This is a genomic window from Arthrobacter sp. UYCu712, assembly GCF_040547005.1.
In the GTDB taxonomy this organism is placed as follows: Bacteria; Actinomycetota; Actinomycetes; order Actinomycetales; family Micrococcaceae; genus Arthrobacter.
Genome location: NZ_JBEPOZ010000002.1, coordinates 113,435 through 137,604, shown reverse-complemented (window position 1 = coordinate 137,604; position 24,170 = coordinate 113,435). Strand labels below are relative to the sequence as shown.

Genomic DNA, 24,170 nt, shown 5'->3' with positions numbered 1-24,170 from the left:
GATTCGGCTCGACTAGCCACGAAACGGAGATGGTGGATCAATGACTGCCTACAAGACAGTGAACCCCGCAACCGGAGAAACATTGAAGGAATTCCCGGTCGCAACAGCGGCCGAGGTGGAGCAGGCCCTCGCGGCTTCGCACGAGGCGTACCGGGCCTGGCGGTCCGGTCCGGTCGAGGACCGCGCCAAGGTCATGGCACGCGTCGCGGAGCTGTACCTGGAACGCCGGGACGAACTCGCGCGGCTCATCAGCACCGAAATGGGCAAGCCCCTGGCCCAGGCCCGCGGCGAAGTGAAGCTCGTCGCCGACATCTACTCGTACTACGCCACCGAGGGGCCGGGGTTCCTCAGGGACGAGCCGCTCAACGTCCGCGGCGGCGGCGAGGCCGTGGTCCGTTCCGCCCCTGTCGGGCCGCTCCTGGGCATCATGCCGTGGAACTACCCCTACTACCAGGTGGCCCGGTTCGCGGCTCCGAACCTGATCCTGGGCAACACCATCCTGCTCAAGCACGCCGGCAGCTGCCCGCAGTCCGCGCTCGCCATCGCGGAGATCTTCCACGAGGCCGGCCTCCCGGAGGGCGCCTACGTGAACCTGTTCCTCACGAACGACCAGGTTGCCGAGGTCATCGCCGATGACCGCATCCAGGGCGTCTCCCTCACCGGCAGCGAGCGGGCCGGTTCGGCCGTGGCGGAGGTCGCGGGCCGGAACCTGAAAAAGTACGTCCTCGAACTGGGCGGCAGCGACCCGTTCATTGTCCTGGACTCCGACGACCTTGACGCCACCGTGAAGGCGGCCGTCGCCGGACGGATGGGCAACGGGGGCCAGGCCTGCACCGCCTCCAAGCGGTTCATCGTGATGGCGGACCTCTATGAGTCCTTCGTCGAGAAATTTACGGCACGCATGGCGAGGATCAAGCCGGGGGATCCGCTGCTTCAGGAAACCACCTTCGGCCCGCTGTCCTCACAAAGTGCCGCCGACGGACTCGTCGAGCAGATCCGGGACGCCGTGGACAAGGGCGCCACGCTCCGGACCGGCGGCCGCCACGTGGACGGTCCGGGCGCCTTTGTGGAGCCGACCGTACTGACCGACGTCACCCCGGCCATGCGCGCCTTCTCCGAGGAGCTCTTCGGCCCGGCCGCGGTCATCTACAAGGTCGCCACGGCGCAGGAAGCCATCGAGCTGGCCAACGGTTCCCCCTATGGACTGGGCGGCTCGGTCTTCAGCGCGGATGTACAGAAGGCCAAGGACGTGGCCGACCAGCTCGATACCGGCATGGTGTTCATCAACTCCGTCGCGGAAACCCAGGCGGACCTGCCCTTCGGCGGCGTCAAGCGCTCGGGTGTCGGCCGGGAGCTGGCCCGGTTCGGCATGGATGAGTTCGTGAACAAGAAGCTCATCCGCACTCCCCGGTAGGGCGGGTCAGGAGTCGCGCGCGGCGGCGTGCCGGACCGGTCTGCGGCCGGCCCGGCACGCCTTCGGCCGTTGTCCGGGGTTCGGGACGAAACTTCCAAGGCGCGGAGGGGCGCTTCCGGCGGTCCCGGCCGCGGCCGGTTAGGCTCCTAGCATGGATATTCCGGCCACCGGGAGCGGGCTGCGCGCCACAGGGCACAAGGCCGAACTGGCCATCGGCGGGGTGCTGGACCGCCGGCAGTTCGCGTCCGCCGACTTCCAGCTCGGGGACGCCAGCGCCTCGCTGAGCAATGTCTACCTGCCCTCCAGCACGGGGCGGCTCACGGAGTTCGGCATGGAGTGGCCGGGGGCCGCCACGGTCTATCCCGGCCCGCGCGGCCCGGCGTCGTCGGCTTTCCTGGCCATTGCGGAATCCTGGGCGCTCTGACGCTGCCCCGGGCGTGGCCTAGTGTTAAGGCGTAATGACGGCCGCCGGCTGTCCGCACGCACCGAGTGTTCCGGTTCCGACGAGAGGCGATGATGGCCAAGCGCAGCAACCCGGCAATGAAAATGGCCCAGAAGACCGCCCACAATGCGATGTTCGATGCCGAGGGCAAACCCAAGCCGGGCATCCAGAACGTGCTCCTGCGGGCCGTCGAAATCCAGCGCCCGATCGTGCTGGCGAACCTCCGCCGCCTGCAGAAGCGGCATCCGCACGCCACGGCGGCGCAGCTCGCCGCCAAGCTGGAGCGGGACTATCTGCTCGCCGTCACCGGCGGCGGTGCGCTGGTGGGCGGATCCGCCGTGATCCCCGGCGTCGGGACCGTCGCTGCCCTGGGTCTCTCGGCCGCCGCGACCGTGGGTTTCCTGGAGGCCACCGCGCTCTTCGCCACCTCGCTCGCCGAGCTGCACGGCGTCCGGATGGTCGACCCGGAGAAGGCCAGCACCATGGTCATGGCCATCATGCTCGGCGAGGAGGGCACCGCGCTGATCAGTTCGCTGAGCGGCCAGGCCGCCGGACAGGGCAAGGGTCCCACCCAGGCCTGGGGCTCGATTTTCTCGCGACGCGTCCCGCTGGCCGGGTTCGGCAATGTGCGCGAACGGATCCAGTCGATGTTCCTCCGGAGCCTGCTGAAAACCCAGGGTACGGCCCTTTTGGGCCGGGCACTGCCCTTCGGCATCGGAGCCGTCGTGGGCGGTGTCGGCAACCGGGTGATGGGACGCGCCGTCGTGGCCAACGCCAACGAAGCCTTCGGATCCATGCCGGACACGATTCCCGGCGAGCTGCAATCGACAGCGGACACCGCAGTCCAGGACGCCCCCTCCATCACCGGCCCGGCCACCCCGTCCGGCCCCGGCCCCCGGAAAGACCCTGCACACGAAGGCGGCAACTTTTGGATCTGAACGCTGACCTCGGAGAGTCCTTCGGGACCTGGACCATGGGCGACGACGCCGCCATGTTCCCGCTCATCACCAGCGCCAGCGTGGCCTGCGGGCTGCACGCCGGCGACCCCGTGACAATGCTGGACACCTGCCGGGCAGCCTATGAGCTCGACGTCCGGGTGGGCGCCCACATCGGCTACCCGGACCTTGCCGGCTTCGGCCTCCGGTCCCTGGACATGTCCTTCGACGACCTCTTCGGCGCGGTGCTCTACCAGCTCGGCGCGCTGGACGGCGTGGCGCACGCCGTCGGCGCCTCGGTGGACTACGTCAAACTGCACGGGGCCCTCTACGACCGGACGGTGCGCGACGCCGAACAGGCCTCCGCCGTGATCGCGGCCATCCAGGCCTACGACCCGGGGCTGCCGGTCCTCGGCTTTCCAGGATCCGCGCTGCTCGCGATCGCGGAAGAAGCGGGCCACCCCGTCTTCGCCGAAGCCTTCGCCGACCGCGCCTACCTCCCGGACGGCACCCTGGTGCCGCGCTCGCAGGACGGCGGCCGGCTGCACGACGACGGGCAGATCGCCGAACGGGCCGTCCGCCTCGCCACGAAGAGCGAAATCGAGGCCGTCGACGGCACCGTCCTCCGGATCGAAGCGCACTCCCTGTCCATCGCCGGAGACGCCCCCGGCTCCGCCGCCACGGCCACCGCGGTCCGCACGGCGCTGGCGGACGCCGGCGTCGAGTTGGAGAGCTTCGCCTAAACCTCGGCAGGTTTGACCTTCGACGCCGCCGTGCGTCAGCCGGCACGGCAGACGGGTGCCCAGTGCCCTAAGGCCCTATCCGGGCCGGAAAACTGGCGGACCTGTCCGAGGGCTCCGTGATCACCTCGCCGGAATGGTCCGGTTCCGAGACCGGCGGACGCCGCTACGCCCCGTTCACCATCAACGTGGAGCGGCTCAAGCCGTGGCACACCCTGACCGGGCGGATGCACTTCTTCCTCGACCACGACTGGATGATCGACATCGGCGAGGCCCTGCCGATCTACCGGCCGCCGCTGGACATGCACCGCCTGTTCGGTGAGCCCAAGCTCGGCCGGGACGGGGCCATGGAGGTGGTGGTCCGCTACCTGACCCCGCACTCCAAATGGTCCATCCACTCCGAATACCAGGACAACCTGCTGATGCTCTCGCTCTCCCGCGGCGGACCCACAGTCTGGATGAGTCCGGCCGATGCCGCCGCCATCGAGGTCAAGGACAACGACTGGGTGGAGTGCCTGAACATCAACGGCGTCCTCGTGGCCCGGGCAATCGTCAGCCACCGGATGCCCGCCGGCGTGGTCTACGTCCACCACGCGCAGGAACGCACCATCGACGTGCCGAAGTCCGAGGCCACGGAAAGGCGCGGGGGCATCCACAACTCCGTCACCCGGCTGCTGGTCAAACCCTCGCACCTGATCGGCGGCTGCGCCCAGCTGGCCTACGCGTTCAACTACCTTGGCCCCACCGGCAACCAGCGCGACATGGTGGCCACCGTCCGCCGTCGTTCACAGGAGGTGCAGTACTGATGCGTGTCATGGCTCAAATGGGCATGGTCATGAACCTGGACAAATGCATCGGCTGCCACACCTGTTCCGTGACCTGCAAACAGGCCTGGACCAACCGTGCTGCTCGGGGTTGCCGGGACCGTCTTCGCCGTCGGGATTCCCTTTGTCAGCGCCTGGTACGAGCCGTCCCGCCGGGGCTTCGCCACCGGCGTCTTCGGGGCGGGCATGGGCGGGACCGCGCTGGCCGCCTTCCTGAACCCTCGGCTGGTCGCCGGAATCGGGTACGTCCCCACCCACCTGCTGATCGCTGGGATCCTCGCAGTCATGGCTGCGCTTGTGTGGTTCCTGATGAAAGAATCCCCCGGTTGGTCCCGGAGCGCCGGCCCCATGCTGCCCAAGCTGCTCGACGCCGCCAAGACCGCGGTCACGTGGAAGATGTGCTTCCTGTACGCCGTCGTCTTCGGCGGATTCGTATCCTTCGCGACCTACCTGCCCACCTGCCTCCGCGATGTCTACGCCTTCGATCCCAGTGGCGCCGGTGCCCGCACCGCAGGTTTCGCCCTCGCCGCCGTGTTGGCCCGGCCGGTGGGCGGAGTGCTCGCGGACAAGATCGGCCCCAAGCCGGTGGTGCTCGTCTCGCTCGCTGGCGTCGCGGTGCTCGCCTGGGTGGTGAACCTCCGGCTCGACGGCGAAATCCCCGCCGGGCTGACGTTCGTCGCCATGGCTGCGGCGCTGGGTCTGGGCGCGGGAGGGGTGTTCGCGTGGGTGGGTATCCTCGCGCCGCAGGGCAAGGTCGGCAGCATCAGCGGGGTGGTCAGCGCGGCCGGCGGCCTGGGCGGCTACTTCCCGCCGCTCGTGATGGGCGCAACGTACGACGCCGCGACGCACAGTTACTCGATCGGGCTGCTGCTCCTGGTGGTCACGGCCCTGGTGGCCCTGGCGTTCGCGATCTTCGCCGTCCGTGGCCGGAGCCCTGCGAAGGTCGGGGCCGCCTAGCCGGTGTTCCGCCTGGGGACTAGCCGAACACCAGGTGCGCCACCGTGAAGATGGCCAGCCCGGCGAGGGCGCCCACCACGGTACCGTTGATCCGGATGAACTGCAGGTCCCTGCCCACCTGGAGCTCAATCTTCTGCGAGGTTTCCTCGGCGTCCCAGCGGGCCACGGTATCGGTGATCACGCCGGCGATGTCCGAGCGGTAGGTCTTTACGAGGTAGCCCGCGGCGTCGCCGATCCACTTGTTCACCTTGCCGGCCAGCTCGGGGTCGACCACCAGCCGGGTACCGAAATCGTGGACGGCGGCCTTGAACCGTACCGTCAGCTCGCTGTGCGGATCGTCGACGGCGGTGAGCAGCGCCGCCTTGATGGTGCCCCACGTGCGGGAGGCGAGCTCGCGGATCTCGGGGTCGCCCAGCACCTGGGCCTTGATGCCTTCGGCGCGGGCGATCATGACAGGATCGTGCTGCAGGTCCTGCGCGAGTTCCTTGAGGTATTTGTCGATGGACAGCCGGACCTGATGCTGCGGATCGGCCTGCACTGCCCGGGTGAACTTCAGGATCTCCACGTAGACCTTGTCGCCCACGAGCCCGTCCACGAAGGTCGGCACCCACGTGGGCGAACGGTCCGTGACAAGCCTGTTGACGGTTTCGTGGTTGTCCCGCACCCAGTCCACCGCGCGGTCAACCAGCAGGTCCACGAGCGCGTGGTGGTGGCCGTCGTCGAAAATCCGCTGCGCGAGCCGGCCCACGGGAGGCCCCCACGGCGGTGTGAGCAGGTGTTTGCGGACCATCCCCTCGATCACGGCCTGGACGTCGTCGTCGTTCAGCACCGTGAACGCGCCGCGGATGACGGCGGCGCCTTCCTTCGCGACGCGGTCGGCGCCGCCGGGCCCGGACAGCCAGGCGCCCGCCTTGCGGGCGATGTCCACGGAGGCAAGCTTCTCCTGGACCACCTGCTCGGAGAGGAAGTTGGTTTCCACGAAATCGCCCAGCGAGGCCCCGATCTGGTCCTTGCGGCGCGGGATGATGGCGGTGTGTGGGATCTTCAGGCCCATCGGATATTTGAACAGGGCCGTGACGGCAAACCAGTCGGCCAGGGCGCCCACCATGCCGCCCTCGGCAGCGGCCCGGACGTACTGCAGCCACGGATACTGCTTCTGCAGGGCGAAGGCGAGCACAAAGATGACCGCCATGACGATCAGCAGCGACACCGCCAGCAGCTTCATCTTCCGCAGCGCCGCGGCTTTTTCGGCGTCAGCCGGGCTGAGCCGGTGTTCGACGGCGGCGCCCGGTGCGGGCCGGGGGATTCGATCAGTGTTCACCTGCATGTGCCCAGCCTAGTCCGGCTCCTTGCGGGTCCGGTCCGCTAACGTGTCAGCATGACGACTGACGAGTTCCGCGACGTCCGTCCGCTGGTCTACGCCCACCGGGGCTCCAGCGGGGCCTTCGCCGAGCACACCCGCGCCGCCTACCTGCAGGCCATCGCAGACGGCGCCGACGGCGTCGAATGCGACATCCACCTGACCCGGGACCAGCAGGCGGTGCTGCTGCACGACGCCAACCTGGACCGCACCTCCGACGGCACCGGTCCGGTCGCCGAACGGACCCTCCACGAACTCCGCCTGCTGGACTTCTCCTCCTGGAAGGGCGCCCGTATTCCCGCCGAGTACGGCGGCACATCGACCCAGTTCCTGACCCTCCCCGAACTGCTGGACATGCTCCGGGCGGCCGGGCGGGCAATCGGGCTCGCGATCGAGCTCAAGCACCCCAGCCCCTACCTGCTCAAGCTGGAAGACCGCGTCCTTGACGTCCTCAAAGCCGAGGGCTGGGATCCGGATACGTCGATGCTGGATGGCATCAAGGTGTCCTTCATGAGCTTCAGCCCGGATTCGGTGAAGCACCTGCTCAAATCCGTCCCGGCGGAGGCGGTCTGCCAACTCGTCGACGACGTCAACGTGGAGGAAATCCGCGAGGAACTGGGCCTCGGGGCACTCACCGGCGGTGCGCTCGCGAACGTCATGAAGGCCGCCCAGCTGGAGGGCATGCGGATCCTGGACGACTGCGAAGTCGGCATGGCCGGACCCGGCATCGACTACCTCCGCGGGCACGCCCGGACTGTCCGGCGCTGGCTCGACTCCGGACGGCGGTTCCGGGTGTGGACGGTGGACGAGGAAGGCGACGTCGCCCTCTGCCAGGAACTGGGCATCCATGAGATCACCACGAACCGGCCGGCGGAGGTCCTCGCCCAGCTTTCGGACGGCAGCCGGCCGCTCCGCTGACCGCTCTGTTTCAGGGGGCGGCGGCGCAGCCGCACAGTTCCACCGGGCTCCGTGGCTGTGATTGAGTTGTTCCATGCCATTTCGCTGGTCCGGCCGGGCCACCCAGACCCTTTCCGCGGCTGCCCTGAGCGCACTGCTGCTGGCCAGCGCCGGAAAACACTTCCGCGACCCCGCGTTCTTCCACCCGGTGGTCCCGGATTTCCTGTGCCGGGACGACGCCGGCACCCGCGCCAACACTGCACTCGCCGTGCTGTCCCGGGACGAATGGGTGGCCGCCAGCGGGCTGCTGGAAGCCGGTGCCGCCGCCGGACTCCTGATCCCGGCAACACGCCGGGCCGCAGCCGGCTGCGTCACCGCCATGTTCACGCTTTTCCTGGCCGGACACATCGATGCCCTGCGCCGGGCCCACGGGCCGGACGGCTCCTCCCGGCAACGCCGGGTCCACACCCTGCGGCTCCCGGTGCAGGCACCGCTGATCGCCTGGGCCTGGAGCCTGCGCCAACCCGCACTGCGGCGGCGGCCGTGAATCTCCTGCAGTCACCGGCCATGCGGGTCGGGCTGTCGATCAGCATCGCCACCGGCCTCTATGGCGTGTCCTTTGGTGCTTTGTCGGTCACCTCCGGGTTGGACTTCTGGCAGACGATGGCCCTGAGCCTGCTGCTGTTCAGCGGCGGCTCGCAGTTCGCCTTCATCGGGGTGGTCGCCGGAGGCGGCTCCGGCGTCGCCGCGATGGGAGCGGCCACGTTGCTGGGCATGCGCAACGGGATCTACGGGATGCAGATCAATGCCTTGCTTAAGCCGGGCGGCTGGCTCCGGTTTGCCGCGGCCCACGTGACGATCGACGAATCAACCGCCACCAGCACCGGGCAGACCGATCCGCTCGAGCAAAAGCGCGGCTTCTGGACGGCAGGCCTCGGCATTTTCGTGCTGTGGAACCTGTTCACCGCCGTCGGCGCGCTCGCCGGGGCCGCGTTGGGCGATCCCAAGCAGTGGGGTCTCGACGGCGCGGCCGTGGCGGCATTCCTGGGCCTGCTCTGGCCGCGGCTGAAGGGCCGCGAGCCGGTGGCGATCGCCGTCGTCTGCGCGCTGGCCACGGTGCTGGCCGTCCCGTTCGTGCCTGCCGGGGTGCCGATCCTGGTGGCCGCCGTCGTGGCAGCGGGAATCGGCTGGCTGAGCCACGGCCGCACTGACGAGGGCCTGGAACCGGATGTGGACCCCTACCCGGGGCATCACCCCGCCCATCCCCATCCCTCAGGAGACGCCCCGTGAACCTTTGGCTGTGGCTGCTGCTCGCCTGCCTGCTGGGCTACGCCTGGAAACTGTTGGGCTATCTGGTCCCTGCCGGCCTGCTCCGCGATCCCCGGATGTCCAGGATTGCCGGGACCATGACCATCGGGCTGCTGGCATCCCTGACGATCGTGAACGCGGTGGCCTCCGGGCAGTCGCTGGCGCTTGACGCCCGGCTGGGAGCCCTGGCCGCGGCCGGGATCGCTCTGTGTTTCCGGGCGCCGTTCCTGGTGGTGGTCCTCGCCGGCGCCGGTGCCGCCGCCGGACTGCGGCTCCTGGGCTGGAGCTGATTCCCGGCACGGTCTTAAGCCCCTACTGGCGCGGCGGGCCGAGTGGGAGCATACGACTATGAGCGACGAAGACGTTCGGGCGCCTGCTCCTGCCTCGGGTGAGGGTCCGGCGGCTGCCTCTTCGGGCAAGGGACGCCACCCCAAACACCACGAGCCTGCTGTGCCCGCGGGATCTGAGTCCACCCGGGAACTGCGCGAGATGGCCCGCCGCCGCCGGGAGGCCGAGGAAAAACTGCAGCACCATCTGTCCGAAGCCAAAGAGAAGCCGGCGGAGGACTGATTCCTGCCGCGGGAAACCCGGTCCGGCGGGCCGGAGAATGAGCTGCAGCCTTCGGGGTTACCCGAGAATGGCGTCGAACGCGGTGCCGGGCAACGGCGACTGCGGCGGCAGTGGCCTGTCCGGCCGTTCCGTGCGGATGGCGTCCTCGACCAGGGCCACCGGCCGGCGCCATGCGTCCGATCCGGCCTCCATCGTGTCCACGGCGCCGATCAGCATGGCCAGGAGACGGATCAGGTCCGTCATGGAAATGTCGCTGCGCAGCGTTCCCTGGCCCTGGCCCCGCCCCAGCAGCACGGCCACGGATTCAAACAGTTCGCCGGTGATACCGGTCAGCAGGCCGCGCCGGCCGGCGACGGCGCCGAGCAGATTGGCTTCCTCGCTGGCGACGGCCATCACGGCGTCGATCACCTGGAAGAGTCCGTCGGCTGCGTCCGGGCCGGCGAGGGCTTCGTCAATGACCGGGTCAACCAGGAGCCGCAGCTGCCGGTTCAGTGCCGCGAGCACCAGCTCTTCCTTGTCCGCGAAGTTGCGGAACAGCGTGGCCGGGCCGACTCCGGCTGTGACGGCGATGGTCTGAAGCGGGACTTCCGGGCCGTGTTCACGGAAACACTGACGGGCTGCGGTAATGATCTTGTCCACATTCCGCGCGGCGTCAGCGCGGAGCGGCCTGCCTTCTACTGCGCGGTTCATTTGCCTAGGGTAGCAACGCGGACGTTGAGTAAAGCTGTTACTGGCCGGTAGCGGCCAACATGACGGTTCCGGGACCGAAATCGGCGCCAGGGCCGGCCCCGGCGGCCTTCCGGCCGCGTGACAGACTAATGCCATGTTGCTTGCATTTTCTGTCGCCCCGTCCGGCCGCCCCGCAGTTGCGGCCGGCACTTCAGCTTCCCCTGCCGGGCCGGAATCCGCTGCCGCGGCGGATGAGGCCTCGGTCCACAACGCCGTCGCCGAGGCGGTGCGGATCGTCCGGGAATCGGGCCTGCCCAACCACACCGATTCGATGTTCACCACCATCGAAGGCGAGTGGGACGAGGTCTTCGCGGTAGTGAAGCGTGCCACGGAGGCTGTGGGCCGGTACGGGAGCCGCGTCTCGCTCGTCATCAAAGCGGACATCCGCCCCGGCTACTCCGGTGAACTGACCGGCAAACTGGACCGTCTCGAATCGGCCATCGGCGTCGCCAAGGCCCAGGGCCAGGACTAAACGCCGGAGACAGGCACCGGCCCGGAAGCTACCGCGGGACCCGGCCAGCTGGAAGACTGTGGGCATGTTCGAGCATCAGCCCACCGACCGCTGGATCGCCGTCGAAAACTTCCTGTCCGATGCCGTTGTCCACCCTGACAGCTCGCTGAGGCACGCCGTGGCCAGTGCCCTGGCGGCGGGGATGCCGCCCATCGAAGTGGCGCCCAACGCCGGCAAGCTGCTGAAGCTGCTCGTCCAGCTTTCCGGTGCCCGCCGCGTGCTGGAGATCGGGACGCTGGCCGGTTTCAGCACCATCTGGATGGCGCAGGGGCTGCCCGACGGCGGCCGGCTGGTCACGTGCGAGTACCTCCCGAAACATGCCGAAGTGGCGCGCGCGAACGTCGACGACGCCGGACTCGGCCACAAGGTGGAGATCCGGGTCGGTGCCGCGCTGGACACGCTGCAAGCCCTGCAGGATGAGGGCGCCGGGCCCTTCGATTTCGTTTTCATCGACGCGGACAAGGAAAACAACGCGTACTACCTCGAGTGGGCCATCCGGCTCGGCCGGTCCGGGACCACGGTGGTGATGGACAACGTGGTCTGGGAAGGCGCCGTGCTGGACCCGGGCATGGACGAGGTCAACGCGCCAGGGATCATCAGCGCGCTGGAGATGCTCGGCGGGGACCCGCGGCTGGACGCGACCGTGATCCAGACCGTGGGCTCGAAAGGCTGGGACGGCTTCGCCCTGGCCCGGGTCCGCTAGGCGGGCCCACTGGACCGCGGCAGACCTGCGGCTGTCCGTACCCGGCGGCGCAGTCCGGCAGCAAGTACTAAGTATGCTTAGATTTAGTGAGCGGCCCCGGCCGACAGCCGCGGACGCGACCGGCACCCCACGGACTTCTTGAAGGAATGCAGGCCACCGAATGAACGGGACTCCCCACAACCATCCGCCCCTTGCTGTGAGGATCAGCTCTTCGACGGAGGACCTGGCCGTCCTGGACCCACTCCTGGCCGCGGCAAGCGCGGCCGTCGGTGATGTCCCCGCGCTCCTGGATCTGGCCGAGACGGCGGAAGCGGCCGCTCCGAAGCCCGGCGCCGGACGGACGGCATTCCTCTGGGAGCTCTTGGCCTCCGTCACCGCCGTCGACGTCGCCGCCGGACGGGTCCTGGAGCCGCATCTGGACGCCGCCGCCATCCTCGACCAGGCAGCCGGCTTTACGGACATCCGCTTCAAGGGCGTATGGGGTGTCTTTGCCGCCGAAGCCGCCGGACTGCACCTCACGGCAGAACCGGCCGGCGGCGGGGTCCGGCTCTACGGCTCGAAGCCCTGGTGTTCCCTCGCCGCACAGCTGGACCATGCCGTGCTGACCGCCCATACCGAAGACGGCGGCCGGGCAGCCTTCGCCGTCGACCTGCACGCCCGCGGGGTGAGCTTCGCGGATCCCGAATGGACCAGCAGGGGGCTGCGCGAAGTCCCCAGCGGCACCGTGCACTTCGACGGTGTCCCGGCGGTGCCACTGGGCGGCCCTGGCTGGTACTACCGCCGCCCCGGCTTCGCCTGGGGCGGGATGGGAGTCGCCGCCTGCTGGCTGGGCGGCGCCGTCGCGGTGGCCCGTGGCTACCGGGAATCCCTCCTGAAGTCGGCCGACGCCGGACGCGAGCCGGACCAGATCGCCCTGGCCCATCTTGGCGAGATCGACCGCACGCTGACGGCCCTGACCAGCTACCTCGCGCAGACCGCGTCCCGGATCGACGCCGGGGACCTCCCGGGCGGCCAGGCCTGGAGCGAAGCCCTGCGGGTCCGGGGACACGTCGCCGCCGCCGCCGAACGTATCCAGGCGCTGGTCAGCCAGAACCTGGGGCCCGCCCCGCTCGCCTTCGACGAGGCCTACGGAAAACGCATGGCCGACCTCGCGCTCTACATCCGCCAGCACCACGCCATGCGCGATGACGCACAGCTCGGTGCCCTGACGCTGAAAGGCGACCACCGGTGGTGAACTTCACGCACAACGATCCCGGGACCGGCGAGCACGCCTGGACGGCAGGCGGGCTGCCCGCACTCCCGGAACTGCCGCTGGACGCGGCCGAACTCGCCGGCATGGCCTTCGTGATCCTTGCGGCCCATCCCGACGACGAGTCCCTCGGTGCCGGCGGCCTCCTGGCACGGCTTCAGGCGCTGGGCGCGGACGTCCGGGTGCTGCTGGCAACGGCAGGGGAGGCCTCGCACCCCGGTTCACCCACGACGACGCCGGAACACCTCTCCGCCGTGCGGCTGCGGGAGTTCGGCGGCGCCCTCGCGCACGTCCTGCCGGACTCGGGCTGGCACTACCTGGTCCTCCCGGATGGACAGTTGGCCGGGCACCGGGAGGAGGTCCGGTCCGCGGTGCAGCAGGCGGTGACCGACGCCGCTGCGTCCCCCGGCCGCCCCGCCGAAAGGATCACCCTCGTGGCCCCCTACCGCCATGACGGACACCCGGACCATGAAGTACTGGGCTCCGTCGCTGCCGAGGTCGCCGGCGCCGGCGGCCACGGACTGCTTGAATACCCCATCTGGTACTGGCTGTGGGCCGGACCGGCAGACCCCGCGTGGCAGTCCTGGCTACGCCTTCCCCTGGACCGCGCCGAACAGCAGGCCAAAGCTGCGGCCATGGACTCCCACACCTCACAGGTCCGGGCGCTGTCCGGGCAGCCGGGCGATGAAGTGCTCCTGCCGCCGGCCTTCCTGCAGCACTTCGAGCGGCCGTTCGAGACCTTCGCATGGCAGCGACCGGCCGCCGCCGCCGGTGCACCGGACGGCTACGCCGCTGCGGATGCGGCAAGGATTTTCGACGCCGTCCATCACCGCGAAGATGACCCCTGGCAGTACACCACCAGCTGGTATGAACAGCGCAAGCGCTCGCTGACGCTCGCCGCCCTGCCAGGGCGGGACTACGAGGCCGGCCTGGAGATCGGCTGCTCCATCGGGACCCTCAGCGTGGACCTCGCGCAGCGCTGTCGGAGTTTCCTGGCCGTGGACGCAAGCGGTACCGCCCTGGCCCACGCCGCCGAACGCCTGGCCCACCTGCCCGCGGCCCGGACCCGCCAGCTCACCGTCCCGCAGGAGTGGCCGGAGGGCAGCTTTGACCTCATCGTGGTCTCCGAGGTCGGCTACTACCTGGCGCCGGCCGAGCTGTCCGAGCTCTTAGCAAAGGTTAAGGCAGCCCTTCAGCCCGGCGGCACGCTGGCCTTATGCCACTGGCGGCACCCCATCTCCGGCTGGGAGCTCGACGGCGATTCGGTCCACGCCGCCGCGCGCCGGGAGCTTGGCTGGGCCGACGCCGGCCTCTACCGGGAACGCGATTTCCTCCTCGAAGTCCTGATTGCCCCGGATGATGCTGCGGACTCCGCCCAAGAACGGGGGCGGTGACGGATGGCTGCCCTGGCCCTTCCGCTGCCGCGCGGGTACGCCATCGATTCGGTTGCTGTGGTCATGCCCGCCCACAATGAAGCCGAGCACCTGGAACGGGCCCTGTTCGCCCTTCAGCGGGCCGCCGACGAGTTGCACCGGCACCGGCCTGACGTCGGGGTGCGGGTTACCGTCGTCCTGGACAGCTGTACCGACGGATCCGCCGCAATCACGGCCCGAATCGTCGCCGCAGACCGGCGCTTCAGCGTCCTCGAGGTGAACCTCCGCAACGCCGGCGCGAGCCGTGGCGCCGGCATCAGGGCCGCCGGAATCGGCGGACCGGGCAGGAGGCCGCCGGGCAGGCGCTGGACACCACCGCCGTGGACCGGGAGGACCTGGCTCGCCAACACCGACGCCGATTCGCGGGTCCCGGCGAACTGGCTCGTGCGCCAGCTGGAGTTTGCGGAATCAGGGGCCGATGCCGTCCTGGGGTCCGTGGAACCCGATCCCGCCGGGATGGACCCGGACCTGCTCCGGCGCTGGCTGGAGCGCCATCCCTTTGAGGAAAACCACCCGCACATCTACGGCGCGAACTTCGGCGTGCGGGCCTCGGCCTACCTGGCCGCCGGAGGCTTTCCGAAGCTCTCTTCGCACGAGGACAGGACCCTCGTCCAGGGCCTGCGCAGCCGGGCCTTCACGGTCACGGCGACGGACAGCATCCGGGTGCTCACCTCCGGCCGGACCCACGCCCGGGCCCCCCACGGCTTCGGCGCCTACCTCCGGTCGCTCGGCCGGAACGGGACGGCCGCCGCAGGTCCACAGCCGGCGGAGTGACCGCCGCGGCGGCGGCCAAAGGGGCCGGCACCTCGGCCCTGGCCCGGCGGGTCCAATGGTGCCACAGTGGAGCATGTGGTCGATTTTCTCCGGGCGGCGCCGCATGCTGGCGGTGTCGGCAGCCGTTGCGCTCGTGGCTGCCGCAGTGATCCTGGCCCTCGCCTTGGCCGCGCGCCCGCCGGCCGCAGCACCGGCAGCCGCGCCAACGGGGACGGCCTTCGGGCAGGCAACCGGAAGTGCCGGCATCCCGACGCCGGTTGCCTCCGCCAGCCCGGCACCGCGGGAAACCCTGGTTCCGGCCCCTGCTGATCCGTCGTCGCCGGCGCCTGCCGCCCCCGTACCGCCCTCTCCTGTGCCTCCCGCTCCCGGGTCCCCGAAGCAAACGCCCCCGGCTCGAGTCCCGCGCGCGGCGCCGTTCCCCGCCGCGCTCGCCGGACGCGACCTGGAACTCATCCCCGGCGCCGGCCCGGTGGTGGCCCTGACATTCGACGCCGGAGCCAATTCGGCCGGCCTGCCCAGCATCCTCCAGACGCTGGCCACCACGGGCGTGCGCGGCACGTTCTTCCTGACGGGCAGCTGGGCCAGCGCCAACCCGGCAGGCGTCGCCTCGATTGTGGCGGGCGGCCACCGCCTGGGAAACCACTCGATGACGCATCCGGGATTCACCGGCCTCCAGGACGCAGCGATCGCGGACGAGGTCCTCCGGGCGCAACAGGCCATTCAATCGGCCGGCGGGGACCCCCGGCCGTTGTTCCGGTTCCCCTTCGGGGCGCGCGACGCCCGCACCATCGCCACCGTGAACCGCCTCGGCTACCTGCCGGTCCGCTGGACCGTGGACACCCTCGGATGGAAGGGCTCCAGCGGCGGAATCACGGCGCAGGTGGTGGCCGACAGGGTCCTCGGGCAGCTGCAACCGGGGGAGATTGTCTTGATGCACATCGGATCCAACCCCGACGACGGGTCCACGCTCGACGCCGATGCCCTCATCCACGTCATCACCCGGATCCGGCAGGCCGGCTTCGGCTTCACGGCCCTCGATGCCCTGCTGAAGTAGGCCGGCTCAGGCCATGTTGAGCACGGCGGCGCCGGTGATCCGGTCCTTTGCCAGGTCCTGCAGGGCCTTGTCCGCGGCGGAAAACGGATACACCACGGTGGTGGGGCGCAGGGGGATCTCGGCCGCGATGCGGAAGAACTCCTCGCCGTCGGCCCTGGTGTTGGCAGTGACGCTGCGGAGCTGGCGTTCCTGGAACAGCTCCCTGGCGTAATTCAACGGCGGAATGTCGCTCAGATGGATGCCGGCGACGGCGAGGGTTCCGCCGCGGTCCAGGGCACGAAGCGCCGCGGGCACCAGACCTCCTACCGGTGCGAAGAGGATTGCGGAATCGAGCGGTTCGGGCGGGGCCTCCTCCGCGCTGCCGGCAAACGTGGCCCCGAGCCGCAGGGCGAGGCGGCGGGCATCCTCGGACCGGGTCATGACGTACACCCGGGCACCCCGGTAGAGGGCGATCTGGGCGGCCAGGTGCGCCGATGCGCCGAAACCATAGATCCCCAACCTGCCGCCGATGGGCAGCTCCGCACGGGCCACGGCCCGGTAGCCGATGATGCCCGCGCACAGCAGCGGCGCAGCCTCCTCATCCGAAAAGAGGTCCGGAATCCGGTAGGCAAACCTCTCGGCCACGGTGATCAGCTCGGCATACCCGCCGTCGCGGTCCCACCCCGTAAACGTTGGAGACAAACAAAGATTCTCCTGGCCACGCAGGCAAAACCGGCAGGAACCGCAGGTGCCGCCCAACCAGGCCACCCCGACGCGTTCGCCGGGTTTGAACCGGCTGGCCTTCGCACCGCATTGGAGGACTTCACCGACGATCTCGTGGCCCGGTATGGTTCCGGCGTGCCTTGGCGGCAGGTCGCCCTCGGCCAGGTGCAGGTCTGTCCGGCAGACCCCGCAGACGCTGACCCGCACCAGCACCTCGCCGGGACCCGGCGCGGGGTCCTGGCACTTCCCGAAAATCATGGGGCCGGTACTGATCGGTCCAGGCCGCCCAACCCGCCAGGCTCGCACAACGCCCTCCTCTCCTTGCGCTTCCGTAGTTCCTGAAGAGCCGGGGCTTCGGAGGCAGCGTTCCCGCGTGGCGGGATTCAGCGGGTGATCAGCACGTTGCAGCGTGCTTTGTGCAGCACGGCGGAAACGGTGTTGCCGGGGCCGCCTTCGCGATTGTGGGTTCCGATCACCAGGGTGTCCGCATCCCTTGCCGCTGCGAGCAGTTCCTTGGACGCGGCATGGCCTTTCACCAGGGTCGCGGAGACCGCCAGCTCCGGGGCCAGCTTCCGCGCCTCAGCCAAGGCCGTGTCCAGCAGCTCCTGGCCGTGGAGCGGGGTATGGCGGCCGTGCTCTTCACGGTCTCCTCCCCGGCTTTGGTCGACGTGGACGAGCTGCAGGGTGGTTCCCAGCGCGGTCGCCAGCCGGGCGGCGCCGGCCAGCACCGCCGCACTCCGCGGTGTGGCATCGACGCCGGCGGCCACGGGGTTGCCGGTGTTCCGCGGGCGACGGATGACCAGCACGGGGCACGGGGAGGAGCCGGCCAGGTCCAGGCAGACCGAACCCGCCAGCTGGCCCAGGACGCCGCCGATGCCGCGGCTGCCGATCACCAGGAGGCGGGCGTCCCGGGACGCGCCCCGCAGGACCTGCGCCGGGAGCCCGGCTTCCATGACGCCGTCGACGTCGGCCGCATCCGGGGCGCCCCCGGCACTTGCCGTGTCGGGTCCTCCGTCGGTACCCGGCACGAGCCCGGCCGGCGGGCGGTAGGACTGGCGTGCCAGCTCGACGCCTTCGGCGAGGAGGGTCTCGGCGGAGTGCCGTAGTCCGCTGCCTTCCACGCCCTTGACCGGTCCGAGCTTTTTCGTGAAAACGGGCCAGACCCAGGCATGGATGACCCGGATCGGCGCCTGTAGCGTTGCCGCGTACTCCGCGGCCCAACGGACAGCCTGCTGCGAGGCCTCGGATCCGTCGTAGCCCACTGCCACGGTACTGCGCCCTTGCCCTGCTGCAGGTGCCAATGATTCCTCCGGGCTCGCTACCAGTCCCATGCGCTACTTGCCCCAGTAGAGCGCACGGGGCCCGGTGGGACTAGGGGCTTAGGTCCCGCGGGCGCCGGGATCCCCGGCGTCGTTCCGGCTTGGATCCGGATCGGGTTCGCCGTGTTGTTCACGCAACTCGCGGCCGCGGCGGACGTCGTCTTCCTCCCGGGCCTGAAGCTTGTCGCTTTGCTTCGTATCGCGCGGCGGCAGCTGGATGGTCTGCTCGGCTTCGATTCCGGCCTGAAGCTGGCGGCCGCGTTCCATCTCGGCATCGAACTCGGCGCCGAACAGCAGCGAGATGTTCAGGATCCAGAGCCAAAGAAGCGCAACGATGACGCCGCCGATCGCGCCATAGGTCTTGTTGTAACTGCTGAAGTTGGCCACGTAGAACGCGAAGCCGAGCGAGGCCAGCAGGAAAATCACCAGGGCGATGAAGGACCCCAGGCTCATCCAGCGGAACCTGGGCTGCTTCACGTTGGGGGTGGCGTAGTAGAGGATGGCGATCGCGAGCACGACGAGCAGCACCATCACCGGCCATTTCACGATGTTCCACACGGTCAGGAAGGCGCCGCCCAAGCCGATTGCGTTGCCGACGGACTCCGCTACCGGCCCGGTCAGGACGAGCATGGCGGCCAGCACAACGACGATCAGCATGTTGACCACGGTGACGCCGAGCACGGTGCCCCGGAGCTTGATGAAGGGCCGGCCTTCGTCAATCTCGTAGACCCGGTTCATGGCCCGGGCAAAGGCGCCGACATAACCGGACGCGGACCACAGGGCGGTGACGATGCCGATCGCCAGCGTGAAACCGGCAGCCGAGGAGCTGCTGAGCTGCTGGACCGGCTCGCGGATGGCGTCCATCGTGTCAGGGGGAGCGAAGCCTTGGACAATATCCAGGAGGGCGCCGGTCGTCTTCTCGGCCTGGCCGAAGATGCCCAGCAGGGACACGAGTGCCAACAGGGCCGGAAACAGGGACAGGACTGAATAGTACGTCAGCGCCGCGGCGAGGTCGGGGCACTGGTCTTTGGTGAACTCACGCAACGTCTTTTTGGCGATGTACTGCCATGACGGTTTGGTGACGTCGGTGGGGCTGTCCGGTTTGCGGGAATCGTCCGGGGCGGGCGCCGTCCGGGCTTTGCTCGTACTGCTGTCCTCGGTTTCCGCATCGACTGCGGCGGGGCGCTCGGCGGCGTCGTTTTTTGCCATGGGCTTCATCCTTCGGGGGTTAAGATCAGCGGCCGGCCACCCCACACGGATGCGGGGACGGCCGGCAGGTTCGTGCAGGCCTCAGGCCCGCTGGACGTTGTCCCGGGCGTCGCTGGCCCGGTCCTTGACATCGGCCACGGCATCCTGGCCATCCGCCTTAACGTTCTCGGTGGCGTCTGCGGCTGATGTCTTGACGTTCTCCACCGCTTCCTGAGCCGGCTCCTTGAGCCCTTCGGCCACGTGCTTTGCGGCTTCCGTCAATTCCGTCGTGAGCGGTTCGGCGGCTGTCTTGAGGGCGTCGGCAGCTTCGCGTTCTTTTTGGCTGGCCGGGATCAGGGAGGAGACCAGCAGGCCGGCGCCGAACGCGATCAGCCCGGCGGCCAGCGGGTTGCCCTGCGTCCTGGCCTTGACCTGGGCCGGCGCGTCTCCGATCGCGGAGCCCGCATCACCCAGGTGCGCACCCGTGCTGCCGGCGGCCGAGTGCACGTTGCCCGCGGTGTGGTCGGCTGCGCCCATGACTTTCTCCTTGACTCCGAAAACGGCGTCTTTCACTTTGTCGGTTTGCCGCTGCACGATGTGCGACGGCGTGACTTTGTCCGCTACGGCATCGACGTTCGTGCCCAGCCGTGCGCGGGTTGCTTCAATATCTGCTCGGATGGCATCCGGGTTTTCGCTCATCTTTTTGACCTCGCTGATCTAAGTGCCGGGCTTGAGGGTGGGAGGAATTTCCTGCAGTGTCTCGGCGGTCTGGGGCATGCCCTTGACTGCCTTCAGTTCCTTGCGGCCGACGGACGCCAGGACGGCGGCGATGATGCCCCAGACCACGGCGACCACGACGCCGGACCAACCCAGTCCCATGAGGGTCCCCAGCGCCCACCACAGCGCCAGGGACACGAACAGGAGCACGAAGTGGCCGGCGATGCCGGCGCCGGCGAGCATTCCGCTGCCCTTGCCGGCCCGGGTTGCGGACTGTTTGAGCTCCACTTTGGCCAGTTCGACTTCCTGCCGCATCAGGGTGGACATGTCCCGTGTGACATCGCCCAGGAGGTCACCAAGGGACGCTGTTTCCGCCTTGGCGTGGGCGCCGGTGGGAGGCAATTCTTTGTTGCTGCTCATCGACGGTCACCCTCGAAAGGGTCGTCGCGCAGCGGGTCGACGGGCCGCAGGGGATCAGTGCGGCCGGCCGGATCGGCATCCAGCCGCTCGGAGTCGAGGGGGCTGGGCGGGTACGTCCGGGCGAAGCCCGCCGTCGTCGTTTCCTGCGCCGGCAGCTGTACCGGCGGCGGCGGAACCGCCACGCCGGTGTCGGGGACCCTGGCTACCGGAGTTTCTACCCGGCGGCCTGAAGGGGCTGCAGTGTCCGTCGAATCGGGGGCACCCGCACTCAGGCTGCGGCTGAGGCGGCCGGCCAGGATTCCGGCCCCGGCTGCGAGCAGAAGAAAAGTGCCAGGCCGTTGCCGGGCAAAGGACTTCACCTCGGTCACCAGGGAACCGGGATCCCGGCCATCGAGCCACGAGGCCACTGCAGAAGAGCGCTCGGCAGCCTGGCGCACGAGGTCGCTGGCCACCCCGGGCTGGTCGGCGGCCGAGGACATCGAGTGCAGTTCGGTCGAAATCGAGCGCAGTCCCTCGGCCACCTTCTGCTGCTGTGTGCCCGCCTGGTCGGTGAGATCCGACTTGGCCTGGTGGAGCAGGTCGCGTGCGTTTGTCTTGACCTCCGCCGCAACGTTGGCGGCTTCGGATTTGGCCGTCTCCGCGACGTGCTGGACGGAGCCGGTGGCCTGGCGGGTGACCTCCGCCGCTTCGTCCTTGGCCGTGTCCGTTCTGGAAGCAGCGTCCTCGGAAGAAGGTGCCGTCCTGTCCGTGGTCGAGGCGGGCGGGAACGTCGATGCCTGCCGGACGGGAGTCTCCTGGGTGACCGTGGGGGTGCCGAGGCTGTCATCCTGGGGCCATTGGTTGTCTGTCATCTTCGCTCGCTTTCCAAGAAGATCGGTTACTGATCGCAAACACAAACCAGCGATACCGGGGGTCTAATAGTAAGCATGGTTACTATCGAATGGTAAGTACCCTTTCCTTATATTTTTTCGATGACTTGTTGCCGCGGGTTTGTCGGGTCGGGGCAGGTCAGGGCGGATCCACGGCGTCGGTCCGCCCTGACTTGCCCGTTCGTCGCGGACGACGCCGGAACCGGCTGCGGACAACGCCTGAACCGGCAGCGGCGGGCTGTGGGCTCCGGCGGCGCTGGCCCGGTGAACTAGGGTTGAAACATGCGAAAAACGGTGGACAACTGATGGCGAAGCGGGGCAGGGCCGCCGGCCGGAGCACCGGAAATGCCGAACCGGGAGTGGTCGATGTGCCCAAGGGCAGCCGACCCGACGGCCCGGTCGAAGGCATCTACTACATCGACACCGGTGACTGCGAGCTGATCGCGGACCAGGACAATTCCACCGGCTGGCTGCTGCGCATCAACGGCGTGATGAGCTCCCACATCGACCTGGCCGATCCCTTGTTCCTTGACTTCGAATACATGCGCTGGATCGCCGCGCTGGTGGAATCGCGCTGGCCCCCGGCAGCGAAGCCGAAACTGCGCGCCCTGCACCTTGGCGGGGGAGCATGCTCCCTGGCCCGCTACTTCCACGCCGCCTACCCGGAGTCCCGCCAGGTGGTGGTGGAGCTGGACGGAAAGCTCGCCGAATACGTCCGTGGCTGGTTCGATCTGCCCAAGGCCCCGCTGATGCGGCTGCGGGTGGGTGAGGCGCGCCAGGTCACCGAAAGCCTGACCCCCCAGACCCGCGACGTCATCATCCGGGATGTCTTTGCCGGCTCGGTGACGCCCCGGCCGCTCACCACCAAGGAGTTCAACCAGCACGCCCATACTGTCCTGGCGCCCGGCGGGATCTACGTGGTGAACTCCGGGGACGCCCCGGACCTGAGGAACGCCCGGGAAGACGCCGCCACCATCGCCGATGCCTTCAAGCACACGATGCTCATTGCGGATCCGGCGATGCTCAAGGGCAGGCGCTACGGCAACATGGTGATGGCCGGCAGCGATCTGCCGTTCGACGATGACCCCCGGCTCGCACGCCGCCTACTGGGCGGCGCGGTGCCCGCCCACATCTGGGACGACGCCAAGGTCAGGGCCTTCGCGGCCGGCGCCCCGGTCCGGCGCGACCCGGTCACCGTGTCGATTGCTCCGTAACGGCCCTTTTGCGCGCCCTAAACGGCGGTTACGGAGCAGTAGATGAGTAGCCGCCCCGTCCCATGAGGGCCTCGCGGTGCTCCGCGGTCTGTTGCCGCAGCGCCTGCACCACGGCCGCCACCGCAGGACGGCGCATGGAATCGGGGCGCAGCACCATCCAGTACGGCAACAGCTCCGCGAACGATTCGGGCAGCAGCCGGACCAGGTCCGGGTGCAGATCCGCGGCGAAGCAGGGCAGGAAGCCGATCCCGGCTCCGGCGCGTGTCGCCTCCACATGGACAAAAACGTTCGTGGAGCTCAGCCCGTCCCGCATGGCCGGCACCAGCCGGCGCGGCGCGTCAAGATCGTCCACCTGGAGCATGGAATCGACAAAATACACGAGGGAATGTGCCGTGAGTTCCTCCACGGTCTCCGGGGCGCCGTATTCGGCCAGGTAATCCCGGGAGGCATACATCCCGAGCATGTATTCGCCGAGCCGTGCCGCGGCGGCCCGGTGCACCTGCGGTTCGCCCACCACCACTTCGATGTCCAGCCCGGAACGCTGCTGCAGCGCCCGCCGGGTCACCGTGATGATCTCGACGCTGAGGCCGGGATGCTCGCGGCGCAGCCGGGCCACCGCGGGAGCGGCAATGTAGGCGCTGAACCCGTCCGTGGCCGTCATACGGACCACTCCGGTGATGGGATCAGGGGTTTTGCCGGGCTGTTCGAGGGTCCGGATGGCGGATTCCACGCGTTCGGCCACCCGGACGGCTTCGGCGCCGAGGTCCGTGAGCTCCCAGCCTCCTGCGGCGCGGGACAGCACCCGCCCGCCGAGGGCTTTTTCCAAAGCCGCAATCCGCCGGGAAACGGTTGTGTGGTTCAGCCCCAGAGTCTGGGCCGCCGTCGTGAATTTCGCAGAACGGGAGACCGCCAGCAGAACCAGCAGGTCGTCGGGGTTGGCATTCATATCTGCAATTCTGCACACAAGCGGTGCTGGTTTGACTATTGAATCGCCCACTTTGTGCGGCAATACTCAGTGAAGCTGCTCAGTGCCGTGCATCATGCCTCGCCTGGGCCGTTATTGACGCGAACTGAGGAGTGCAGACATGGAGAGCAGCTTGAACGGCCGCAAGGCCCTCGTCACCGGCGGGGCCGGCGGGATCGGCGCCGCGAGCGTCCGCGCCCTGGCAGCGCGGGGCGCCAAAGTGGTAATCGCCGACGTCGACGAAGCCGCCGCGGCCGCCCTTGCGGACGAGGTGGGCGGCACGTCCTGGTCGGTGGACCTGCTCGACGTCGAAGCCCTCCAGGACGTCAGGCTGGACTGCGACATCCTCGTCAACAACGCCGGAATCCAGCGGATCAGTCCCATCGAGGACTTCGACCCCGCGGACTTCCGCCGCATCATCACCCTTATGCTCGAGGCGCCGTTCCTGCTGATCCGGGCCGCCCTGCCGCACATGTACGCCAACGGCTTCGGCCGGATCATCAACCTGTCCTCCGTGCACGGCCTGCGGGCCTCGCCGTTCAAGAGCGCCTACGTCTCCGCCAAGCACGGACTCGAAGGGCTGAGCAAGGTGACGGCCCTCGAGGGCGGCGTCCACGGGGTCACGTCCAACTGCATCAACCCGGGCTATGTCCGGACCCCCCTGGTCGAGGCCCAGATCGCGGACCAGGCCAAGGTGCACGGCATCCCGGAATCCGAGGTACTGGCAAAGATCATGCTGACCGAATCCGCCGTGAAGCGGCTGGTCGAACCGGAGGAAGTGGCGTCCCTCGTGGCGTGGCTCGCCTCGGACGACGCCGGAATGGTCACCGGAGCCAGCTACACGATGGACGGCGGCTGGTCCGCACGCTGAGTTTCC

26 protein-coding genes and 2 pseudogenes are annotated in these 24,170 nt (G+C 69.0%); 19 read left to right on the top strand and 9 right to left on the bottom strand.

The window, feature by feature from the left end:
* Positions 1-40: 40 nt before the first annotated feature.
* The 6 genes and pseudogenes from ABIB51_RS02670 to ABIB51_RS02645 all read left to right on the top strand — a co-directional run.
* Positions 41-1,414 (top strand): NAD-dependent succinate-semialdehyde dehydrogenase, encoded by a 1,374-nt coding sequence (locus ABIB51_RS02670; protein WP_354185196.1) that lies wholly within the window; start codon positions 41-43, stop codon positions 1,412-1,414.
* Between the two features lie 151 nt (positions 1,415-1,565).
* The gene (locus ABIB51_RS02665) at positions 1,566-1,838 is read left to right on the top strand and encodes a hypothetical protein (RefSeq protein ID WP_354185194.1); all 273 of its coding nucleotides are present in this window, start codon (positions 1,566-1,568) and stop codon (positions 1,836-1,838) included.
* A gap of 92 nt (positions 1,839-1,930) precedes the next feature.
* Positions 1,931-2,794, top strand: coding sequence for a hypothetical protein (locus tag ABIB51_RS02660; protein WP_354185570.1), 864 nt, complete (start codon positions 1,931-1,933; stop codon positions 2,792-2,794).
* Positions 2,785-3,534 carry a 5-oxoprolinase subunit PxpA gene (locus tag ABIB51_RS02655; protein WP_354185192.1) on the top strand — a complete coding sequence of 250 codons (750 nt, stop codon included), beginning with the start codon at positions 2,785-2,787 and terminating at the stop codon, positions 3,532-3,534. The genes ABIB51_RS02660 and ABIB51_RS02655 overlap by 10 nt, the downstream gene beginning before the upstream one ends.
* A gap of 89 nt (positions 3,535-3,623) precedes the next feature.
* A pseudogene (locus ABIB51_RS02650) lies at positions 3,624-4,337 on the top strand (molybdopterin dinucleotide binding domain-containing protein); the annotation flags it as partial.
* Between the two features lie 87 nt (positions 4,338-4,424).
* Positions 4,425-5,312: pseudogene (locus tag ABIB51_RS02645) on the top strand (MFS transporter); the annotation flags it as partial.
* A gap of 19 nt (positions 5,313-5,331) precedes the next feature.
* Here the strand turns inward: ABIB51_RS02645 and ABIB51_RS02640 are convergent.
* Complete coding sequence (locus ABIB51_RS02640; protein ID WP_502916061.1) at positions 5,332-6,639, bottom strand: DUF445 domain-containing protein; 1,308 nt, start codon at positions 6,637-6,639, stop codon at positions 5,332-5,334.
* A 51-nt stretch (positions 6,640-6,690) separates the two neighbouring features.
* On the opposite strand from ABIB51_RS02640, the gene ABIB51_RS02635 reads away from it, so the two are divergent.
* The 5 genes from ABIB51_RS02635 to ABIB51_RS02615 all read left to right on the top strand — a co-directional run bounded on the left by ABIB51_RS02635 (position 6,691) and on the right by ABIB51_RS02615 (position 9,447).
* Positions 6,691-7,590 carry a glycerophosphodiester phosphodiesterase gene (locus ABIB51_RS02635; RefSeq protein ID WP_354185190.1) on the top strand — a complete coding sequence of 300 codons (900 nt, stop codon included), beginning with the start codon at positions 6,691-6,693 and terminating at the stop codon, positions 7,588-7,590.
* Positions 7,591-7,663: 73 nt separating this feature from the next.
* Positions 7,664-8,116 (top strand): DoxX family protein, encoded by a 453-nt coding sequence (locus ABIB51_RS02630; protein WP_354185188.1) that lies wholly within the window; start codon positions 7,664-7,666, stop codon positions 8,114-8,116.
* A 20-nt stretch (positions 8,117-8,136) separates the two neighbouring features.
* Entirely contained in the window at positions 8,137-8,859 is a 723-nt protein-coding gene (locus ABIB51_RS02625) for an AzlC family ABC transporter permease (RefSeq protein WP_354185566.1), read from the top strand.
* Positions 8,856-9,167 (top strand): AzlD domain-containing protein, encoded by a 312-nt coding sequence (locus ABIB51_RS02620; RefSeq protein WP_354185186.1) that lies wholly within the window; start codon positions 8,856-8,858, stop codon positions 9,165-9,167. Before ABIB51_RS02625 ends, ABIB51_RS02620 begins: the two co-directional genes overlap by 4 nt.
* Positions 9,168-9,225: 58 nt before the next feature.
* Positions 9,226-9,447: a hypothetical protein gene (locus ABIB51_RS02615; RefSeq protein ID WP_354185184.1), complete on the top strand. Its 222-nt coding sequence runs from the start codon at positions 9,226-9,228 to the stop codon at positions 9,445-9,447.
* Between the two features lie 57 nt (positions 9,448-9,504).
* On the opposite strand, the gene ABIB51_RS02610 is transcribed toward ABIB51_RS02615, so the two are convergent.
* A complete protein-coding gene (locus tag ABIB51_RS02610) occupies positions 9,505-10,137 on the bottom strand; it encodes a TetR/AcrR family transcriptional regulator (protein ID WP_354185182.1) in 633 nt (210 codons plus the stop codon).
* Positions 10,138-10,270: 133 nt separating this feature from the next.
* Between ABIB51_RS02610 and ABIB51_RS02605 the strand changes: the two genes are divergently transcribed.
* The 6 genes from ABIB51_RS02605 (at position 10,271) to ABIB51_RS02580 (ending at position 15,900) form a co-directional block, all read left to right on the top strand.
* A complete protein-coding gene (locus ABIB51_RS02605; protein WP_354185180.1) occupies positions 10,271-10,648 on the top strand; it encodes a thiamine-binding protein in 378 nt (125 codons plus the stop codon).
* A 64-nt stretch (positions 10,649-10,712) separates the two neighbouring features.
* Positions 10,713-11,390, top strand: a complete 678-nt coding sequence (locus tag ABIB51_RS02600) for an O-methyltransferase (protein WP_354185178.1) — start codon at positions 10,713-10,715, stop codon at positions 11,388-11,390.
* A 160-nt stretch (positions 11,391-11,550) separates the two neighbouring features.
* Positions 11,551-12,624 (top strand): acyl-CoA dehydrogenase family protein, encoded by a 1,074-nt coding sequence (locus tag ABIB51_RS02595; protein ID WP_354185176.1) that lies wholly within the window; start codon positions 11,551-11,553, stop codon positions 12,622-12,624.
* On the top strand, positions 12,618-14,033 hold the full coding sequence (locus ABIB51_RS02590; RefSeq protein ID WP_354185174.1) for a PIG-L family deacetylase: 1,416 nt from the start codon (positions 12,618-12,620) through the stop codon (positions 14,031-14,033). The genes ABIB51_RS02595 and ABIB51_RS02590 overlap by 7 nt, the downstream gene beginning before the upstream one ends.
* Before the next feature lie 3 nt (positions 14,034-14,036).
* Positions 14,037-14,846 (top strand): glycosyltransferase family 2 protein, encoded by an 810-nt coding sequence (locus ABIB51_RS02585; RefSeq protein WP_354185172.1) that lies wholly within the window; start codon positions 14,037-14,039, stop codon positions 14,844-14,846.
* A 73-nt stretch (positions 14,847-14,919) separates the two neighbouring features.
* Entirely contained in the window at positions 14,920-15,900 is a 981-nt protein-coding gene (locus tag ABIB51_RS02580) for a polysaccharide deacetylase family protein (protein ID WP_354185170.1), read from the top strand.
* A 6-nt stretch (positions 15,901-15,906) separates the two neighbouring features.
* Here the strand turns inward: ABIB51_RS02580 and ABIB51_RS02575 are convergent, their stop codons facing one another.
* From ABIB51_RS02575 to ABIB51_RS02550, 6 genes are all read right to left on the bottom strand, one after another.
* Positions 15,907-16,908 carry a zinc-dependent alcohol dehydrogenase family protein gene (locus tag ABIB51_RS02575; RefSeq protein WP_354185168.1) on the bottom strand — a complete coding sequence of 334 codons (1,002 nt, stop codon included), beginning with the start codon at positions 16,906-16,908 and terminating at the stop codon, positions 15,907-15,909.
* Between the two features lie 77 nt (positions 16,909-16,985).
* Positions 16,986-17,870 (bottom strand): universal stress protein, encoded by an 885-nt coding sequence (locus ABIB51_RS02570; protein WP_354185166.1) that lies wholly within the window; start codon positions 17,868-17,870, stop codon positions 16,986-16,988.
* A gap of 111 nt (positions 17,871-17,981) precedes the next feature.
* Complete coding sequence (locus ABIB51_RS02565; RefSeq protein WP_354185164.1) at positions 17,982-19,130, bottom strand: YihY/virulence factor BrkB family protein; 1,149 nt, start codon at positions 19,128-19,130, stop codon at positions 17,982-17,984.
* Between the two features lie 81 nt (positions 19,131-19,211).
* The gene (locus ABIB51_RS02560) at positions 19,212-19,808 is read right to left on the bottom strand and encodes a DUF3618 domain-containing protein (RefSeq protein ID WP_354185162.1); all 597 of its coding nucleotides are present in this window, start codon (positions 19,806-19,808) and stop codon (positions 19,212-19,214) included.
* An 18-nt stretch (positions 19,809-19,826) separates the two neighbouring features.
* The gene (locus tag ABIB51_RS02555) at positions 19,827-20,246 is read right to left on the bottom strand and encodes a phage holin family protein (protein ID WP_354185161.1); all 420 of its coding nucleotides are present in this window, start codon (positions 20,244-20,246) and stop codon (positions 19,827-19,829) included.
* Positions 20,243-21,097 (bottom strand): hypothetical protein, encoded by an 855-nt coding sequence (locus tag ABIB51_RS02550; protein ID WP_354185159.1) that lies wholly within the window; start codon positions 21,095-21,097, stop codon positions 20,243-20,245. Before ABIB51_RS02550 ends, ABIB51_RS02555 begins: the two co-directional genes overlap by 4 nt.
* A 323-nt stretch (positions 21,098-21,420) precedes the next feature.
* On the opposite strand from ABIB51_RS02550, the gene ABIB51_RS02545 reads away from it, so the two are divergent.
* Entirely contained in the window at positions 21,421-22,329 is a 909-nt protein-coding gene (locus tag ABIB51_RS02545) for a spermidine synthase (protein ID WP_354185157.1), read from the top strand.
* A gap of 28 nt (positions 22,330-22,357) precedes the next feature.
* On the opposite strand, the gene ABIB51_RS02540 is transcribed toward ABIB51_RS02545, so the two are convergent.
* A complete protein-coding gene (locus ABIB51_RS02540; protein WP_354185155.1) occupies positions 22,358-23,275 on the bottom strand; it encodes a LysR family transcriptional regulator in 918 nt (305 codons plus the stop codon).
* A 139-nt stretch (positions 23,276-23,414) separates the two neighbouring features.
* Between ABIB51_RS02540 and ABIB51_RS02535 the strand changes: the two genes are divergently transcribed.
* Positions 23,415-24,164: a 3-hydroxybutyrate dehydrogenase gene (locus ABIB51_RS02535; RefSeq protein ID WP_354185153.1), complete on the top strand. Its 750-nt coding sequence runs from the start codon at positions 23,415-23,417 to the stop codon at positions 24,162-24,164.
* Positions 24,165-24,170 lie beyond the last annotated feature (6 nt).